The 17168-nt window shown below is 68.7% G+C and carries 16 protein-coding genes; 9 read left to right on the plus strand and 7 right to left on the minus strand.

Annotation, left to right across the window (positions count from 1 at the left end; translation table 11 throughout):
• Positions 1–36: 36 nt before the first annotated feature.
• The 4 genes from ACR81A_RS09755 (at position 37) to ACR81A_RS09770 (ending at position 3992) form a co-directional block, all read left to right on the plus strand.
• Positions 37–906 (plus strand): arginase family protein, encoded by an 870-nt coding sequence (locus tag ACR81A_RS09755; RefSeq protein WP_337248897.1) that lies wholly within the window; start codon positions 37–39, stop codon positions 904–906.
• Positions 903–1256: a Fe-S oxidoreductase gene (locus ACR81A_RS09760; protein ID WP_440311702.1), complete on the plus strand. Its 354-nt coding sequence runs from the start codon at positions 903–905 to the stop codon at positions 1254–1256. The genes ACR81A_RS09755 and ACR81A_RS09760 overlap by 4 nt, the downstream gene beginning before the upstream one ends.
• Before the next feature lie 43 nt (positions 1257–1299).
• On the plus strand, positions 1300–2247 hold the full coding sequence (locus ACR81A_RS09765) for an alpha/beta fold hydrolase (RefSeq protein WP_202381288.1): 948 nt from the start codon (positions 1300–1302) through the stop codon (positions 2245–2247).
• Between the two features lie 143 nt (positions 2248–2390).
• A complete protein-coding gene (locus ACR81A_RS09770) occupies positions 2391–3992 on the plus strand; it encodes an ABC transporter substrate-binding protein (protein WP_202381287.1) in 1602 nt (533 codons plus the stop codon).
• 54 nt (positions 3993–4046) lie between these two features.
• Here the strand turns inward: ACR81A_RS09770 and ACR81A_RS09775 are convergent, their stop codons facing one another.
• Positions 4047–4289 (minus strand): zf-HC2 domain-containing protein, encoded by a 243-nt coding sequence (locus ACR81A_RS09775; RefSeq protein WP_202381286.1) that lies wholly within the window; start codon positions 4287–4289, stop codon positions 4047–4049.
• Positions 4286–4918: a sigma-70 family RNA polymerase sigma factor gene (locus tag ACR81A_RS09780; RefSeq protein WP_202381285.1), complete on the minus strand. Its 633-nt coding sequence runs from the start codon at positions 4916–4918 to the stop codon at positions 4286–4288. Before ACR81A_RS09780 ends, ACR81A_RS09775 begins: the two co-directional genes overlap by 4 nt.
• 82 nt (positions 4919–5000) lie before the next feature.
• Here ACR81A_RS09780 and aroA point away from each other — a divergent pair, with 82 nt between their 5' ends.
• The 3 genes from aroA to bcp are packed head-to-tail and all read left to right on the plus strand — an operon-like array spanning position 5001 to position 8070.
• Positions 5001–6509 carry a 3-phosphoshikimate 1-carboxyvinyltransferase gene (gene aroA / locus ACR81A_RS09785; RefSeq protein ID WP_440311703.1) on the plus strand — a complete coding sequence of 503 codons (1509 nt, stop codon included), beginning with the start codon at positions 5001–5003 and terminating at the stop codon, positions 6507–6509.
• Between the two features lie 2 nt (positions 6510–6511).
• Positions 6512–7570: a ribosome small subunit-dependent GTPase A gene (gene rsgA / locus ACR81A_RS09790; RefSeq protein WP_202381283.1), complete on the plus strand. Its 1059-nt coding sequence runs from the start codon at positions 6512–6514 to the stop codon at positions 7568–7570.
• A gap of 17 nt (positions 7571–7587) precedes the next feature.
• Positions 7588–8070 carry a thioredoxin-dependent thiol peroxidase gene (bcp, locus tag ACR81A_RS09795; RefSeq protein ID WP_440311704.1) on the plus strand — a complete coding sequence of 161 codons (483 nt, stop codon included), beginning with the start codon at positions 7588–7590 and terminating at the stop codon, positions 8068–8070.
• A gap of 31 nt (positions 8071–8101) precedes the next feature.
• Here the strand turns inward: bcp and ACR81A_RS09800 are convergent, their stop codons facing one another.
• On the minus strand, positions 8102–8515 hold the full coding sequence (locus tag ACR81A_RS09800; RefSeq protein WP_202381281.1) for a hypothetical protein: 414 nt from the start codon (positions 8513–8515) through the stop codon (positions 8102–8104).
• A gap of 196 nt (positions 8516–8711) precedes the next feature.
• Between ACR81A_RS09800 and ACR81A_RS09805 the strand changes: the two genes are divergently transcribed.
• Positions 8712–8960 carry a WhiB family transcriptional regulator gene (locus tag ACR81A_RS09805; RefSeq protein WP_010156721.1) on the plus strand — a complete coding sequence of 83 codons (249 nt, stop codon included), beginning with the start codon at positions 8712–8714 and terminating at the stop codon, positions 8958–8960.
• Between the two features lie 210 nt (positions 8961–9170).
• Here ACR81A_RS09805 and ACR81A_RS09810 read toward each other — a convergent pair whose 3' ends face one another.
• From ACR81A_RS09810 to ACR81A_RS09825, 4 genes are all read right to left on the minus strand, one after another.
• Positions 9171–9512 carry a PLD nuclease N-terminal domain-containing protein gene (locus ACR81A_RS09810; protein WP_440313145.1) on the minus strand — a complete coding sequence of 114 codons (342 nt, stop codon included), beginning with the start codon at positions 9510–9512 and terminating at the stop codon, positions 9171–9173.
• Positions 9513–9641: 129 nt separating this feature from the next.
• A complete protein-coding gene (gene argG / locus ACR81A_RS09815; protein ID WP_202381279.1) occupies positions 9642–11063 on the minus strand; it encodes an argininosuccinate synthase in 1422 nt (473 codons plus the stop codon).
• 143 nt (positions 11064–11206) lie between these two features.
• Positions 11207–12256, minus strand: coding sequence for a malate dehydrogenase (locus tag ACR81A_RS09820; protein ID WP_202381278.1), 1050 nt, complete (start codon positions 12254–12256; stop codon positions 11207–11209).
• On the minus strand, positions 12256–13095 hold the full coding sequence (locus tag ACR81A_RS09825) for an aldo/keto reductase (RefSeq protein WP_202381277.1): 840 nt from the start codon (positions 13093–13095) through the stop codon (positions 12256–12258). Before ACR81A_RS09825 ends, ACR81A_RS09820 begins: the two co-directional genes overlap by 1 nt.
• 86 nt (positions 13096–13181) lie before the next feature.
• Here ACR81A_RS09825 and hrpA point away from each other — a divergent pair, with 86 nt between their 5' ends.
• Positions 13182–17150, plus strand: a complete 3969-nt coding sequence (hrpA, locus tag ACR81A_RS09830; protein WP_440311705.1) for an ATP-dependent RNA helicase HrpA — start codon at positions 13182–13184, stop codon at positions 17148–17150.
• The last annotated feature ends 18 nt before the right edge of the window (positions 17151–17168 follow it).

Raw genomic sequence — 17168 nt, forward strand, 5'->3', positions numbered from 1 at the left:
TACCATGAGATTCCACGCACGTGCAGGAGGTCCCCGGTGTCCAAGCCAGCATTTCTTGTGATCCCGCAGTGGCAGGGCTCGCCCTCGTCACGCGCCATGCGCCTCGTCGAGGGTGCGGAACTACTCCGGGAGGACTTGCCGCCGAGCGCGCGCGTCGACGTCCCCGTTCCGCTCGAGGCGGGCGACGCACTCGGCACCCCCATCGCGCGACTCAGCAGCCTCGTGCAGGCGCGCGCCGCGGCGCGCGAGGCCATCACCGCGAGTTCGGCGCGCGGATTTGGCACGCCAATCCTGCTCGGCGGCGACTGCGCGTCTTCCCTCGCGGGGCTCGAGCACGCGACCGCGCAGCGCGCCACAGATGAGCGGCTCGCAGTGCTGTGGTTTGACGCCCATCCCGACCTGCAGCACCCGAGCACTTCGCCTTCGGGCGCCGCGTCGGGGATGACGCTCAGGCACGCGCTCGGTGACGGCGCACCCGACCTCGCGCTCCCGGAGCCCATCCCGTCCGCTTCGGTGCACCTCGTAGGCGCTCGCGCCTTCGATCCCGAGGAGTTTGCCGAGGCGGAGGCGCGCAGCATTCGCAGGCTCACCCCAGACGCGGATCCCGCAGCCTTCGCGGAGCAACTCGTCGCCGCGGTCGATGGCGCCACCCGGCTCTATGTGCACATCGATCTGGACGTCCTCGACCCGGCCGAGTTCGCGTCCGTGCACACACCCGTGCCGTTCGGCCTCACCCTCGCGCAACTGACCGCGGGAATTCGCGCAGCGGTGGCGGCCGTGCCACTCGCGGGCGCTGCGATCTGTGAGTTCGCGCCGGCGTCCCGCGACGCCGCCGCGGCAGACCTGCCGAGCGTGCTGCGCGTGCTGGGGGCGCTCACCTCAGCGCTTCCGCGGGGCGCCGCATGAGCCGCCGCCCGCTCCCCTTCGCGCGGCTCGGCCACGCGTACGCAACCGCCGTCGGCTTTGTGTGGGGACTCATTTGGAGCACCGGCAAGATCGAGCGTTACGAGGGGCTCTGGGTGTTCACCGGAATGCCGAAGTGGACCTTTGGCCGCGGCGGGGTATGCGTGGGCTCGTGCTACCTCACCGACCGGAACACGCGCCCCGCGGTGCTGCGCCACGAGCTCGTGCACCGCGAGCAGTGGCGCCACTACGGGCTGGCGCTGCCGTTCCTGTATGCGCTCGCGGGGCGCGATCCCCTGCACAACCGCTTCGAGGTGGAAGCCGGGCTGCGCGACGGCGGCTACATCCGCTGACACTCACCCGGGACAGACACCACGTGGCTCGTAGACTGTGCCCATGACGACCACCGCAGCTCAGGATCCCGAGTTCCGCTTCCTCCCGGGCGACGCAGCACGCGTGGGCCGCACGTCGGCGCTGCCTACCGTCGCTCGGGTGTCCGCACGCGTGAGCGAGGAGCGCACACTGAGCGCGCTGTCGTTCGATGCCCCATCTCCCCCCGAGCTCGTGGCGTTGCACGGCGCCGGGCTCAACGCGCACAGTTTTGACCCCTTGTTCCTCGCGCTCGGCGTGCCCGCGCTCGCCCTGGACCTGCCCGGCCACGGGCGCAGCGATTGGCGCGCGGACGGCGACTACCGCCCAGATCACCTCGCCGGCGACGTCGAGGCGGCACTCGAACAGCTCGCCCCCGCGCCGGTCGTGCTGCTCGGCCACTCGCTGGGCGGGCTCACCGCCGCGCTGGTTGCCGCGGCCCGGCCTGAGCTCGTGCGCGCCCTCGTCATCGTGGACATCACCCCGGAAGTCTCACCGCAGCGCGACGCTGGCAGCATCACCGAGTTTATTCGCGGGCAGCGCGACTTCGGGAGCGTTGAGGAGATCGTCGACCGCGCCATCGCGTTCGGCATTGGCTCCGATCGCACCGCACTGACGCGCGGGGTGACCCTGAACACCCGCACGCGCGCTGACGGCCGGCTCGAGTGGACGCACCACCTCGCGCACCTGCCGGAGCTGATGCCCGGGGACCCCGCGCTCGAAGACCCCCAGCCGTACGCACCGATCTGGGCGTCGCTGCAGACCGTGAACGTTCCGATCCTGCTCGTTCGCGCGTCGCACGGCCTGATTTCCCCCGCGCTCGAGGCCGAATGGCAGGAACAGCTGCCCGATGCTCGTGTCACGACGGTGTCCGGTCCGCACAATCTGCACGAGGCCGCACCGACCGAGCTTGCCGCGGTGGTCGCGCCGGTGCTGCGTGAGTCTGCTGCCGCCGCGCAGAGCGGCCCGAGGTAACAACCCTGCAACAAGGCTCGTCTCAGGTGGAGTCGGTGCGGGCCGCGGCGTAGTCTCGGTCACCGATGCTCGCGCAGGGCCGCGCGTGGAATCGCCGTCTGTTGTGCCGCGACCCCGCGTGTTTGACCTGAGGAGTCCCTCCCGTGCCTGAAAGCCCTTTGCCCGATGCTGCCGTGCCCGCGCACGAGCGCGCCGGCACGCGCACGACGACGCGAGCGCGGCGTCGCACGCGCGGCCGCGGCCTTGCCGGAGCGCTGGTTCTCGCACTGGGCCTCGGCGCCATCGGGATGGGGGCGTTCGCGCTCGCGCGCCCGAGCGGCGCTGCAACCGCGGCAGCGCACATCGGCGTGATCCTTGAGCCGACCAGCCTCGATGTGCGACGCACCCCCGGGGTGGCGAGCGGGCAGTTGCTCATCGACAACGTGTACCAGGGACTTGTTGGGGTGCGATCCGGATCAGTGTCCGAGATCGTTCCCGTGCTCGCGACCGCGCTCCCCGAGGTGAGCGCCGACGGCCGCGAATACACCTTCACCCTGCACCGCGGCGTCCGTTTTCACTCGGGCGACACCCTCACCGCGGATGATGTCGTGGCATCGCTCCGCGAGACGCTCACGACCGAGCAGGTCGGCTTCACGCCCCGGGAGATCGCTCGGCTCGGCAAGCGCACCGTCAAGATCACGCTCGCCGAGCCGAATCGGGAGCTCATGCGCGCACTCGCGGGGGCGCCCGGGGTCATCGTGCGCGCGGAGGAGACCGGCCCGCAAGATCCTGGGAGCAGCACCGAAGACGTGACGAGCACCGCCAATGGCACGGGGCCGTATCGCCTCGGCGAATGGCAGCGCGGCGATCACCTGACCCTCACCAAAAACGCCAGCTACTGGGGCGAGCCCGCCACCCTCGACACGGCCGAGTTCCGCTTCCTCACGCAAGGACGCGACGCGGTGCAGGCTCTGAAGTCGGGCGAGGTCGACGTGCACACGGCTTTACTCCCCTCGCTGCGCGAAGAGTTCGCGGGAAATCCGGAGTTCACGCTGGCGCGGGCCGCGGGCCCCGACGTGTTCACCCTCGCGTTCAACTCGGCGAAGGCGCCACTCTCAGATCCGCGGGTGCGCACCGCGCTCAGCCGAGCAATCAACACCGACGCGATCATCGCGTCCCAAAACGGGGACGGTGCGCCGCTCGGCGGCCCCATCTCCGCGGGCGAGCCCGGCTACGCCGACCTCACCGCAATCAACGCGTACGATCCGTCGTCGGCGAAGCAGCTGCTCAGCGAAGCAGGGCAAGAGAATTTAAACCTGACGCTCGCGGTTCCCGCGCACTACGACGCGGCACCGCTCGATCTTCTGAAGAGCCAGTTCTCCGCCGTCGGGGTCGCGCTCACCGTGCAACAGCTCGATTTTCCCACGTGGCTCGAGCAGGTCTACACGAACCACGACTACCAGCTGAGCTACGTCGATCACGCGGAGGTCGACACGCTCGCGAGCTACGCGAAGCCCGATTCATACCTCGGGTACGACAGTGCGTTCGTGCAGGATCGCTTCGCCGCTTCCGCCGCGACAACCGATGCGGCGGAGGCCGCCCGGCTTCGCGCTGAGGCGGCGGAACGCGTCGCCCAAGACGCGCCGGCGAAGTGGCTGTACAACTACACCCCGACGAACGTGATCGCGCGACAGGTCTCAGGCTTCCCCGCCGCCAACACAAACGCGCGCATCAACCTTGCCGGCGTGACGGTCGCCGCGCACTAGGCAGCGTCATCGCACCTGGCGCCGCTTCGTCGATCGACCCCGGCGTCTCGGTCGCTACTCCGCGCGGAGCCCCTGCAGGATCGCGTTCCGCAGATCGACGGGAGCCGCGTTCTCGCGCTCTTCCTCGCAGGCACGACGGACGACCTCGGTCAGGCGGAGGCACACGCTCTGCTCGTTCTGGCAGCCGGCGCACGTCTCGATGTGCTCGCGGATCGGCGCGGACTCCTCCGCACACAGCTCACCGCGGAGCAGCTCGTAGAGGTTCGCCTTCGCCTTCTCGCAACCGCAGTCGCTCATGACGCGTCTCCCTTCGCTGTTGTTGCCGCAGTGGTCTTCTTCGCAGGCTTCGTATTGAGTCCAACGCCTTGCTCGCGTGCGTATTCCCCAAGCGACTTTCGCAGTCGCGCGCGGCCGCGATGAAGCCGGCTCATCACGGTGCCGATCGGCACCGCAGCGATGTCCGCGATCTCCTGGTAGCTGAAGCCCTCAACGTCCGCGAGGTAGACCGCCATGCGAAAATCCTCGGGCAGCGCGTTCAGCGCATCGGTGACCACGGTGTCGGGTGTGCGGTCTATCGCCTCAGCCTCAGCGGAGCGCGACGACATGGCCGTGGTCGATTCAGCGCCGCCCAGTTGCCAGTCTTCGAGCTCTTCAACGACACCGAGGTGCGGCTCGCGCTGCTTCTTCCGGTACGTGTTGATGTACGCGTTCGTCATGATCCGGTACAGCCAGGCCTTGAGGTTCGTTCCCTCTTCGAACGACGCGAACGCCGCAAACGCTTTCGCGAAGGTCTCCTGCACGAGATCCTGCGCGTCCGGCGGGTTGCGCGTCATCTTCATGGCGGCCCCATACAGCTGGTCCAGCAGCGGGAGCGCCTCGTCGGTGAAGCGCTGCTCGAGCTTCGCCTGGGATCCGGTATCAGTCACGTTCCCGATCCTAGCGGGGCAAGCTCAAAGCATCGGGGATCCCGCGCCACCCGCCCAGCGCAGCCGGGTAGACTCGGTGGGGATGCTGATAGGAAAGATGAACCCGGGCAAGGACGGCGATGAGGCGCGCTCCGGCGATGCCCTGCCGGAGACAATCCCGCACTGGCCCGCCCCGCACGGCACGAACGCGCTGAACGCGCACTTCGCGCTGCCCGGCTCGAAGTCGCTCACCGGGCGCGAGCTGATTCTCGCAGCGCTCGCGGACGGTCCCGGCACGCTGCGCGCGCCGCTGCATTCCCGCGACTCCGCGCTGATGGTCGAGGCGCTTCGCGCGCTCGGCACCGAGATCACAGAGCTGCCGAGCAAGAACCCCTTCGGTGCAGACTTCCGAGTGGTTCCCGCGCCCGAGTTGACCGGCTCGACGAGCATCGAGTGCGGCCTCGCCGGCACCGTGATGCGGTTCGTTCCCCCGCTCGCTGCGCTCGCGCTCGGCCCCGTCGCGTTCGACGGCGATCCGTACGCGCGCAAGCGTCCCATGCGGCCACTGCTTGACGCGCTGCGCGCGCTGGGCGCGGACGTTGCCGACGAGGGGCGCGGTGCGCTGCCCTTCACCGTGCACGGCGCAGGCGCGCTGCGCGGCGGCCGGATGGAGATCGACTCCTCACTCTCCAGCCAGTTCGTCTCCGCGCTGCTCCTCGCGGGCCCTCGTTTCACCGAGGGTGTGCACGTGGTGCACACGGGTGAGCGGCTGCCGAGCGTGCCGCACATCGAGATGACCCTCGCCGCGCTTCGAGCACGCGGCGTCGACGCCTCGTCCCCAGCTCCCGGCGAGTGGCGAGTGGCGCCCGGACCGATCGGCGCGCTTGACACGACGATTGAACCAGACCTCTCGAACGCCGCGCCGTTCCTCGCGGCCGCGCTCGTCACGGGTGGCCGCGTGACCATCTCGGATTGGCCTGCTTCGACCACGCAGGTGGGCGACCAGCTCCGCACGCTGCTCCCCGCGTTCGGTGCGGAGATCACGGTCGCCGCCGATGGTGCGGTGACGGCGCACGGCGACGGCGTGCTGCGCGGCGTGCACCTCGACATTCCCGAGGCCGGCGAGCTCGCCCCTACGCTGATCGGTCTTGCCGCGCTCGCCGCACACGGCAGCGACGGCACCGACGGTGTCGCGAGCGAGATCACGGGCATCGGGCACATCCGGCATCATGAGACCGACCGCATTGCGGCGCTCGTTGCGGAAATCCGTGGGCTCGGCGGCGACGCCGAAGAGCTGCCCGATGGCATTCGGGTCTCCCCCGCCGCGCTGCACGGTGGCGTCTGGCAGAGCTACGCCGACCACCGCATGGCGACGACGGGCGCGCTGATCGGGCTCCGTGTTCCGGGTGTCGAGGTCGAAGACATTGCGTGCACGAGCAAGACGCTGCCCGAATTCCCGGAACTCTGGCAGCGCATGCTCGGCATCGGCGCCGCCACCGAGGGCGAGATGATCGACGCGGTCGCGGTGATGGGTGTCGAGGGAGTGCAGGCCGCGAGTCCACTCCTCGGTGGGCTCGGCCGCGCCGCGCGCTCCTTCCTCGAGGGGCTATAGACGTGAGCTGGTTGCTCCCTGACGACGACGAGGATGTGCCGTACGGCGAGTACGCAGACCACCGTGTGCGTGAACGCCCAAATCCGAAAGCGAATCGGCCGCGCACCAAGCGTCGACCCGACCATGACGACGCGATCGTCGGCATGGTGACGGGCGTGGACCGCGGTCGCTACGCGGTGCTCGTGCCCGCGGGCGCCGACCCCGAAGACCCGCGCGAGCGCGAGATCGTGGCCGCGCGGGCGCGTGAGCTCCGCCGCACCCCGATCGTCATCGGCGATCGCGCGCAACTTGTCGGTGACACGAGTGGGGACGAGGGCAGCCTTGCGCGCATCGTCGGCCTGGACGAGCGCCGCACCCTCCTCCGCAGAAGCGCAGACGACAGCGACACCGTTGAGCGGGTCATGGTCGCGAACGCCGACCAGATGCTCATCGTCATCGCCGCCGCGAACCCAGAACCGCGTGTGCGTCTCGTGGATCGCTACCTCGTCGCTGCCTACGATGCGGGGATTCAGCCGCTCCTGTGCATCACGAAGGTGGACCTCGCGGATCCCGATCCGTTTCTCGCGCACTTCGCCGCGCTGGAGGTTCCCGTCTTCCGCTCCGCTCGCGGCGCTGAGCCACTCGCCGAGATTCGCGCGGAGCTTGCCGGGAAGACCACCGTCTTCGTGGGCCACTCGGGGGTCGGCAAGTCAACCCTCATCAACGCGCTCGTGCCGGAGGCAGAGCGCGCGACCGGTCACGTCAACGAGGTCACGGGGCGCGGTCGGCATACCTCGTCGTCGTCGGTGGCGCTGCGTGCGGCGACTCCGGGCGCAGCGGGGGGCGAGACCGGCTGGGTCATCGACACCCCGGGTGTGCGCTCGTTCGGGCTCGGGCACGTGACGAGCGACGGCATTCTGCGAGGCTTCACTGATCTCGCGGAGCTCATCGAGCGCTGCCCGCGCGGCTGCACGCACCAGGAGGACGCCCCCGACTGCGAGCTCGACGCGGCAATCGCCGACGGCCGTCTCGACGAGCTCGGTGCGCTGCGCGTGGAGTCACTCCGCCGCCTCCTGAAGTAGCTCGCTAGGCTGGGGACATGACTGAACGCGTGATCCTCGAGCCCGGCCAGCCCGCACCCGACTTCGCACTCCCCGACCAAGATGGGGTGACCCGCTCCCTCGCCGACTACCGCGGCGAGAAGGTCGTGCTCTTCGTGTATCCGCAGGCGATGACCCCCGCGTGCACGAAGGAGGCGTGCGAGTTCCAGGAGTCCGTTGCCCCGCTCGCCTCGGCCGGCTACCGGGTGCTCGGCCTGTCACGCGACGAGGTCGAGCGCCAGCGTCGCTTCGCGGATCGCGATGGCCTCGAGTACCCGCTGCTCAGCGACCCCGACACGAGCGTGCACCGCGCGTACGGCGCATACGGGGAGAAGAACAGCTACGGCCGCATCATCGAGGGTGTGATTCGCTCCACCTTCGTCATCGACGAGCAGGGACGCATCGAGCACGCGCTCTACAACATCAAGGCAACCGGGCACGTCGCCCGTGTGCTCAAGCTGCTCGGGATCACCGCGGCCTAACCGCGGCGCTCCCGCCGGCGTGACGCCCTCGCTAGCCCTGCGGCTCAGCGGGGGCGTCTGGCTTTGCGAGCACCGCGGCAACGAATCCGGCGAGCGCAAGCACCAGCAATTCGAGGCCGAGCACCGTCTGCGGTCCGAGCAGCCCCTGGAGGATGCCCGTCGCCGCTGCGAACAACAGCACATGAATGGTGATGGCAGAGCCGCGCACCCAGCTCGCGCGGTGCTTCCACGCGCCCCACGCGGTCGCCGCGATCCACACCCACCAGATCACGACCGCGAGAAGCAGGCTGAGCCGGCTGCCGAGCGGTTCTCCCGCCGACGCAAAGAACCCAACGACGACGTTCCAGAGCAGCCAGGCGCCACCCACCACCTCGAGCAGCAGCACAATTCGGAGCGCGACCCACCCGGCCCGTGTCGGGAGGTGATCAGCGGGTGTCGCGTTCATTTCGGCTCTCTTTCTCAGTGATTGCAAATTGACTATTGATTTGCATTCATTTCCGTGGAACTATATATTCCGTCGAGTTTCGCGCACACCGACGTGAGCATTCTCAGCCACGTATTCAGGTTACGGTGGCGCGAATTCTAGGCTATCCGGTCTCTTTCGAATTCGTGCGCCCAGCGTTGCACATAAGGAGATCATCATGGATTGGCGTGAACAGGCCGCGTGCCTCACAGTGGACCCCGAGCTTTTCTTCCCGGTCGGAAACACTGGCCCGGCAGTTGAGCAGATCGAGCGCGCCAAGTCGGTCTGCGCCCGCTGCACCGTCACCGAGATGTGCCTCCAGTACGCCATGGACACCGGCCAGGATTCCGGCGTGTGGGGTGGCCTGAGCGAGGATGAGCGTCGCGCGCTGAAGCGCCGCGCTGCTCGCGCACGCCGCGCCTCCTAGCCTTCAGCGCGCGAGACTCGCAGCCCCGCGCTGCACGCAGCAGGTCCCGGTACTCCCTCGGAGTGCCGGGACCTGCTGCGTTTCCACGGCTGCTCAACGACAGCTCTACGGCGCTACCGGCCCCACAGCGTGATCAGCGCGGCGACACGGTTGGCTTCCCTGGACGGGGGCAGGGAACTTCACGGTGTGCCCTACCCGCGCGCAGCGAAGCTACCCTTGCGCGGAAGTGGTGGGCTCGGCGAGCGCGGGCTCGGCCGGCTGCGCCGGGGCCTCGCGACGCCGGCGTCCGCGCGCGAGCAGGTACACGCCGGCACCAAAGAACGGGAACATCAGGATCACGGCAATCCATAGGAAGAACTCCGTGAGCGACACCTCGTCCTGCCGCTTCACGAGCAGCACGAGCGCCCACACCGCGAGGCTGAGGAACACCACCGCGATAGCCGAGAACGCGATGTCGTACCCCGTCGGCAGCAGCGGGTTCGGGCTCGGTGTCTCGGACATGACGGCCGCAGGGACGACGGCCAATTCAGTCAACGCGCTCAACGTAGTCATGGGGGTCACGGCTCTCAAATCTCGGTGTCGCGGGCATGGGCGCGCTGCACACAGCGAAGCGCCCCCGCACCAAGAATAGTGCGGGGGCGCTTCGATGCCCAGGTCGGCCCGAATTCCGGGCCGGGGTGCTTAGTCGGTGCCGGCGTCGAACGCGGCGGAGAGGCCGAGCACGTCGCCCTCCTCGCTGATGCCGGTCACGGCGTCCGCGATCTCGGCAGCGCCGCCCTTCTCGAGCTCGCCCACGAGGTCAGCAACCGCGCCGCCAACCATGCCCATCTGCGCGTACTGCTCGAGGCGCTGACGCGAGTCGGCGATGTCGAGGTTGCGCATGGTGAGCTGGCCGATCCGGTCCTCGGGGCCGAACGCTGCACCCACGGTGCGCTCCATGGAGAGCTTCTCGGGGTGGTAGCTGAGGTTCGGGCCCTCAGTGTTGAGGATGGTGTAGTCGTCACCGCGACGCAGGCGCAGGGTGACCTCACCCGTAACCGCGGAACCGACCCAGCGCTGCAGCGACTCGCGCAGCATGAGCGCCTGCGGGTCGAGCCAGCGGCCCTCGTACATCAGGCGACCGAGGCGGCGACCATCGGTGTGGTAGCTCGCGAGGGTGTCCTCGTTGTGGATGGCGTTGACGAGCCGCTCGTACGTGATGTGGAGCAGCGCCATGCCGGGAGCCTCGTAGATGCCACGCGACTTCGCCTCGATGATGCGGTTCTCGATCTGGTCGGAGACGCCGAGACCGTGGCGACCACCAATGGCGTTTGCCTCGAACACGAGCGCGACGGGGTCGGAGTACTCGACACCGTTGATCGCGACGGGGCGGCCCGCCTCGAAGCGCACCGACACCTCCTCGGTGGCAACCTCAACGTCGTCACGCCATGCGGCGACACCCATGATGGGCTCCACCACGTCAAGGCCAGCGTTCAGGAACTCGAGCGTCTTCGCCTCGTGCGTCGCGCCCCAGATGTTCGCGTCGGTCGAGTACGCCTTCTCGGTCGAGTCGCGGTACGGGTAGCCGTGCTCAACGAGCCACTCGCTCATCTCGTGACGGCCGCCGAGCTCGGTGACGAAGTCAGCGTCGAGCCACGGCTTGTAGATGCGCAGCGCCGGGTTGGCCATGAGGCCGTAGCGGTAGAAGCGCTCGATGTCGTTGCCCTTGTAGGTGGAGCCGTCGCCCCAGATATCGACGCCGTCTTCCTTCATCGCGCGAACGAGCAGCGTGCCGGTGACGGCACGGCCGAGCGGCGTGGTGTTGAAGTACGTCTTGCCGCCCGAGCGCACGTTGAATGCGCCGGTCTGCAGTGCAACGAAGCCCTCCTCAACAAGGGGTCGCTTTGCGTCGACGTGACGGGCGATCTCGGCGCCGTACTCCTTCGCACGACCGGCAACGCCGTCAATGTCGGGCTCGTCGTACTGACCGATATCAGCGGTGTAGGTGCAGGGCACCGCGCCCTTTTCGCGCATCCACGCGACCGCGCACGACGTGTCGAGACCACCGGAGAAGGCGATGCCGACGCGCTCGCCCACGGGAAGAGAAGAAAGAACCTTGGACATACTTCTATCCTAGGGCGCGCGCGAGGCCAGGAAGTACGAGACGGTGGCCCAGAGGCGGCTTTTCTCGGAACGGCAGCCCCTCGCGGGGGCAGAACGGTGGATCGTGCGGGCGAATAGGCTCGCCCGCACGATCCTGTTCGGAGCTATTCGCTGGGGATCAGTCCCAGCGCCTCCACCTGATCGCGTTCGGCGACCAGCTCCGCGACTGAGGCGTCGATCCGCGCGCGTGAGAACGCGTCGATCTCCAGGCCGTCGACGACCTCCCAGCGCGCGGGCTCACCGCCCGCGTCCCCCGCGGAGCGCACGGGAACAGAAGCGATAATTCCTTCCGGGATGCCGTAGTGCCCGGTCGACGGCAGTGCCGCGGAGGTCCAGGCTCCCGTCGTCCCGCCAGATGCAGGCGAGGCGTCGGTGCCCAGCACCCAGTCGCGCACATGATCGATCGCGGCGTTCGCGGCCGACGCAACCGACGAGCCGCCGCGCACCTCGATGATCTCAGCGCCGCGGTTGGCTACCCGCTCAATGTAGGCGCCGCGGCCCCACTCAGCCCCGACCGCGTCAAGCGCGGGGCGCCCAGCGACCGTGGCGTGACTGAGGTCTGGATACTGCGTGGTCGAGTGATTCCCCCAGATCGTCACACCCGCGACATCAGCCACCGCCGCGTCTGCGCGCTCGGCGAGCAACCCCACCGCGCGGTTGTGGTCGAGCCGGGTGAGCGCGGTGAAGCGCTCCGCGGGCACATCGGGCGCGTTGCGCTGCGCGATGAGCGCGTTCGTGTTCGCGGGATTACCGACCACGAGCACGCGCACATCGTCTGCCGCGTGATCGTTGATCGCGCGGCCCTGCGGCCCAAAAATCGCGCCGTTTGCGGCCAGCAGATCCGCGCGCTCCATCCCAGCGGTACGCGGACGCGAACCCACGAGCAGGGCGATGTTCGTGCCCGCAAAGCCCGCCGCGGCATCGGTTGCGATGTCGACCGAGGTGAGCAGCGGGAAAGCACCGTCGACCAGCTCAAGCGCGGCGCCCTCAGCGGCCTGCACCCCCTGCGGAATCTCAAGCAAGCGAAGCGCCACGGGCTGCTCGGGTCCGAGCATCGCACCCGAGGCAATCCGGAACAGCGCGGCGTAGCCGATCTGCCCGCCGGCGCCCGTCACCGTGACGGTGATCGGCCGACGCGCCTCCCCGCCCGCCATCACTTGTTTCCGAACTCGCGGGGGTCGGGGCCGTAGTTACGGCCGTGCTCCAGCGCGGTGACGATCGCATGCTCGGTCTCCGTCAGTTCGAAGTCGAACAGCGCGGCATTCTCGACCATGCGCTCGCGGCGGCTCGTCTTCGGGAAGATGATCGTGCCGTTCTCAACGTGCCAGCGGAGCACCACCTGCGCGACGGACTTGCCGTGCGCCTCGGCGATCTCGACCAGGCGCGGCTGCGTCAGCAGGTCACTCTTGCCCTGCGCGAGCGGCCCCCAAGCCTCGAGCGCGATGCCGTTGCCGCGGCAGAACGCGGTGAGTTCCTGCCGCTGATGCTCGGGGTGCAGCTCGATCTGGTTCACGGCGGGGAACTCGCCGGTTGCCTCGATGATGCGCGTGAGGTGCTCCACCTCGTGGTTGGAGACGCCAGCGGAAGTGGTGAGCCCCGCCTCGCGGAGGTCGAGCACCTGCTCCCACGCGGTCACATATGTGTCCTGGCTCGGCACCGGCCAGTGCACGAGGTAGAGGTCAACGCTGTCGAGACCGAGCTTCTCGAGGCTCTCCTCGAGTGCCGCGCGGGCATCGGTCTGACGGTCGTTCCACAGCTTCGTCGTGACGTAGAGCTCGTCGCGCGGGATCCCGCTCTTCGCGATTGCGGCACCCACCTCCGCCTCGTTCCCGTAGATCGCGGCGGTGTCGATGTGGCGGTACCCCACCTCGAGCGCTTCGGAAACCACTCGTTCAGTCTCGCCCGGCTCGACAAGGAACACCCCAAGACCCACCTGCGGGATCTGGCTTCCGTCGTTCAGCTCAATGGTCGGAATCGGCAGTGCGGTCGTCATCAAATCTCCCATCCGGTGATGCGTACATGCGGCAGTCTACGCCCGGGGAGCCACCCGCAAGCTGGGCCTGAAATAATGGTGTGATCATGACACTTCCTGCGCTTCGCATCGACTTCCCCGAGGATCTGCCGGTCTCGCAAATGCGCGACGAGATCGAGGCTGCGATCCGCGATCATCAGGTGGTCATTGTCGCGGGCGAAACGGGCTCCGGTAAGACCACGCAGCTCCCCAAGATCGCGCTCGCGCTCGGCCGTGAACGGATCGCGCACACGCAGCCGCGCCGCATCGCCGCGCGCACCATTGCTGAGCGCATCGCGGAGGAGCTCGGTTCCGAGCTCGGCGGGCTCGTCGGCTACCAGGTGCGCTTCACGGATAAGGTCTCAGCGGACACGCGGATCCGCCTCATGACCGACGGCATCCTGCTGAATGCGATCCATCGGGATCGAGATCTCTCTGCCTACGACACGATCATCATTGATGAGGCGCACGAGCGCAGCCTGAACATCGACTTTCTGCTCGGCTACCTGCAGACGCTGCTGCCGCGCAGACCCGACCTCAAGGTGATCATCACCTCAGCAACGATTGATCCCGAATCGTTTGCGAAGCACTTCGCTGACGTGCGCACGAAGCAGCCCGCCCCCATCATCGAGGTGTCGGGACGCACCTACCCCGTTGAGCTGCGCTACCGCCCGCTCGTCGAGCAAATCGAAGTCCCCGACCCGAAGGGCGGGGCTCCGAAGGTCCGCACGATTGAACGCGATCTGTTCGACGCCATTGGCGATGCGGTCGACGAACTCGCGAAGGAGGCGCCGGGCGACGTGCTCGTCTTCCTCTCCGGAGAGGCAGAGATCCGCGACGCCGCTGATGCGCTTGGCGGGCGCGTGCGCGCGTCTGGCCGCGCCGCACGCACCGAGATCCTGCCGCTGTACGGCCGGCTGAGCGCCGCCGAGCAGCACCGCGTGTTCGAGCGGCCGAGTGGCGCACACGCGGGTGCCCGCCGCATCGTGCTCGCAACGAATGTGGCCGAGACCTCGCTCACCGTGCCCGGGATTCGCTACGTCGTCGACGCGGGCACCGCGCGCATCTCGCGGTACAGCGCGCGGAGCAAGGTGCAGCGCCTGCCCATCGAGGCGGTCTCTCAGGCGAGCGCGAACCAGCGATCCGGCCGCTCCGGCCGTACGAGCCCGGGCATCGCGATCCGGCTCTACAGCGAAGAGGACTTCGCGAGTCGCCCCGAGTTCACGGAGCCCGAGATCCGGCGCACCGGCCTCGCCTCGGTGATCCTGCAGATGCTCTCACTGGGACTCGGGGACATCGCCCGGTTCCCCTTCCTCACTCCCCCAGACCAGCGCGGGATCGCCGATGGCTTGGGGCTCCTCACTGAGCTCGGCGCGGTCACCGCGAACACCGGCGGCGAGCGCGGCCGCGGCGCGAAGGGGAAGCGTTCTGGCGCCACCCACCGCATCACGAAGGTGGGGCGCGAGCTTGCGCGGCTGCCGATCGAACCGCGCTTTGCGCGCATGGTGGTTGAGGCGCGGCGTCACGACGTGGTCGCCGAGGTGCTCGCCATTGTCGCCGGGCTCACGATTCAGGATGTGCGCGAGCGCCCGCAGGCGGAACGCGGGCGGGCGGATGAGTTGCACGCGCGCTTCACTGATCCGCAGGGCGATCTGATGACCCTGCTGAACCTATGGAACTACCTGCAGAAGGAGCAGCGGGAGCGCTCGTCGAGCGCCTTCCGCCGCATGTGCAAGGCGGAGTACCTGAACTTCCTGCGCGTGCGTGAGTGGATGGATCTGTACCGGCAGATCGCGCGCATCGCCGGGGTGAAGCGCAGCGATGCCGACGCTGCCGCGCAAAGCGTCACGGGCGGCTCGAGCGAGGCGATCCACCGCGCCGTGCTCGCTGGTCTGCTCTCGCAGCTCGGGGTGCGCGACGATCGACAGGATCGCGCCGTGCCGCAGGGCCGCGGCGTCGCAGGCGCGGTGAAGCGAAAGCCCGCACAGGAGTACGTGGGCTCCCGCGGCACGCGCTTCGTGCTGTATCCGGGTTCGGTGCTGTCGAAGCGTCCGCCCGAGGTGGTGATGAGCGTCGAGCTCGTCGAGACGTCGCGGCTGTTCGCGCGCTCGAACGCGGTGGTGGATCCGGCCTGGGCCGAGGAGCTCGCTGGCCCGCTCGCGAAGCGGCAGCTGTCCGAGCCCCACTGGGAGAAGAAGCAGGGCGCGGCGGTCGCCTACGAGCGGGTGACGCTCTACGGGGTGCCGATCGTGGACCGGCGCCGCGTGCAGCTGTCGCGCTTCGACGCACCGCACGCGCGAGAACTCTTCATCAGGCATGCACTCGTCGAGGGCGAGTGGGATTCACCGCAGGCCTTCGACCGCGCCAACCGGCAGCTGCGCCGCGAACTTGAGCAATTGGAGGAGCGCACGCGCCGCCGCGACATCGTGGGCGACGACGAGGCCGTGTTCGAGTTCTACGACGCGCGCATCCCTGCAGACATCGCCTCCACCCGGGATTTCGAGGGGTGGTGGAAGGAGAAGCGTCGACACGAGCCGAACTTCCTGCACCTCAGCCGCACCGATCTCATCGAGGATGAGGCCGAGGAGGTCGATGAGGCCGAGTATCCGCGCCAGTGGCAGCACGGTGACCAGTCGCTGAAACTGCGCTACCGATTCGACCCCACGGCTGAGGATGACGGGGTGACGGTCAACGTGCCGCTGCCACTCCTCCCCCGGCTCGACGGAACGGACTTCGAGAAACTGGTTCCGGGTCTCCGGCACGAACTCGTCACCGCGCTGATCAAGACGCTCCCGAAGGCGATCCGCAAGCACGTGGTGCCCGCGGCAGACTGGGCGCGCACCCTGCTCGCTACCGTGGCCCCCCAGCTCGACGCGCCCGTGCCCGCGGGCGGGGAGGCACCGCAGCTCACCGCGCTCCTCGCGACCGAAATTCGCCGCCGCACGAGCGTGCCCGTCTCAGCCGCCGATTTCGACCCATCGCGCCTGCCTGCGCACCTCACCCCCACGTTCCGCGTGATCGATGCCCGCGGCCGCACGATCGGCTCAGGGAAGGATCTCGCAGAGCTGCAGGCGGCGCACAAGGACCGCGCCACGCAGGGCGTCGCGAAGGTCGCCGCGGCCGCGCTCCCGAAGAGTGAACTCGAAAAGACCGGTGCAACGGCGTGGGAGTTCGGGGACCTCCCCCGCCACGTCGACACCGCGTACGCGAAGGGCCGCGCGGGCGGAGCTGGCGTGGTGCGCGCCTACCCCGCGATCGTGGATCGGCGCACGAGCGTCGATCTGGTGCTCGTCGCCGACGAGGCCGAGCAGGCGAGGCTCTCGCGACGCGGCATCCGCCGGCTACTCGCGCTCAGCTCGCCCTCGCCCGCCAGCTATATTCGCTCGCACCTGTCGAACCACGAGAAGCTGCTGCTGGGTGCGGGGCCCTACCGCTCGCTCGACCAGGCCATCGCCGATGTGTCGCTCGCCGCAGCCGACCGGGTGATTCGCCGGCACGCTCCCGACGGTCTCGTGTGGCGCGCGGAGATCTTCGAGTCGCTCGCGAACGACTACGCGCGCACGCTCATCGATGACATCTACGCGGCGATCGCACTCACGGCGCGCGTGCTCGACGGTGCGAGGCTCGCGCGCAAGGCCATCGATCAGGCAAAGTCGATCCAGGTGCTCGGTCAGGTTGCCGATGCTGCGCAGCAGATCGATGGCCTCGTGTGGGCGACGAACACGATCGGCTTCGTGTCGCACACGGGGCTCGACCGGCTCGAGCGGCTTCCGGTGTACCTCGAGGCCATCCAGCAGCGCATGCGCGCGCTCACGGAAAACCCGGGGCGGGATCGCGCCTGGCAGAACGAGGTGGACCGTGTGCGCGGCGCGTTCACGCAGGCGGGCGGCAAGATCCCACTCCCCGAGGATGCCCCGGAACACCTCGTGCGTGCGCGCTGGCTGATCGAGGAGCTGCGCGTCAGTCTCTTCGCGCAGCAGTTGCGCACCGCGGAGGCCGTGTCTGCGCAGCGCATCATGAAGGTGCTCGCGGGCTAGCCGCGAGCACCTTCCGGT

The organism is Leucobacter chromiireducens (genome assembly GCF_051993095.1).
In the GTDB taxonomy this organism is placed as follows: Bacteria; Actinomycetota; Actinomycetes; order Actinomycetales; family Microbacteriaceae; genus Leucobacter; species Leucobacter chromiireducens.

What these genes read in the sequence shown, in the direction of transcription:
- ACR81A_RS09760 (WP_440311702.1), top strand. Translation starts at nt 903, where the DNA reads ATGAGCCGCCGCCCGCTCCCCTTCGCGCGGCTCGGCCACGCGTACGCA.
- ACR81A_RS09765 (WP_202381288.1), top strand. Translation starts at nt 1,300, where the DNA reads ATGACGACCACCGCAGCTCAGGATCCCGAGTTCCGCTTCCTCCCGGGC.
- ACR81A_RS09775 (WP_202381286.1), bottom strand. Translation starts at nt 4,289, where the DNA reads ATGAGCGACTGCGGTTGCGAGAAGGCGAAGGCGAACCTCTACGAGCTG.
- aroA (WP_440311703.1), top strand. Translation starts at nt 5,001, where the DNA reads ATGCTGATAGGAAAGATGAACCCGGGCAAGGACGGCGATGAGGCGCGC.
- bcp (WP_440311704.1), top strand. Translation starts at nt 7,588, where the DNA reads ATGACTGAACGCGTGATCCTCGAGCCCGGCCAGCCCGCACCCGACTTC.
- ACR81A_RS09800 (WP_202381281.1), bottom strand. Translation starts at nt 8,515, where the DNA reads ATGAACGCGACACCCGCTGATCACCTCCCGACACGGGCCGGGTGGGTC.
- ACR81A_RS09805 (WP_010156721.1), top strand. Translation starts at nt 8,712, where the DNA reads ATGGATTGGCGTGAACAGGCCGCGTGCCTCACAGTGGACCCCGAGCTT.
- ACR81A_RS09810 (WP_440313145.1), bottom strand. Translation starts at nt 9,512, where the DNA reads ATGACTACGTTGAGCGCGTTGACTGAATTGGCCGTCGTCCCTGCGGCC.
- argG (WP_202381279.1), bottom strand. Translation starts at nt 11,063, where the DNA reads ATGTCCAAGGTTCTTTCTTCTCTTCCCGTGGGCGAGCGCGTCGGCATC.
- ACR81A_RS09820 (WP_202381278.1), bottom strand. Translation starts at nt 12,256, where the DNA reads ATGGCGGGCGGGGAGGCGCGTCGGCCGATCACCGTCACGGTGACGGGC.
- ACR81A_RS09825 (WP_202381277.1), bottom strand. Translation starts at nt 13,095, where the DNA reads ATGACGACCGCACTGCCGATTCCGACCATTGAGCTGAACGACGGAAGC.
- hrpA (WP_440311705.1), top strand. Translation starts at nt 13,182, where the DNA reads ATGACACTTCCTGCGCTTCGCATCGACTTCCCCGAGGATCTGCCGGTC.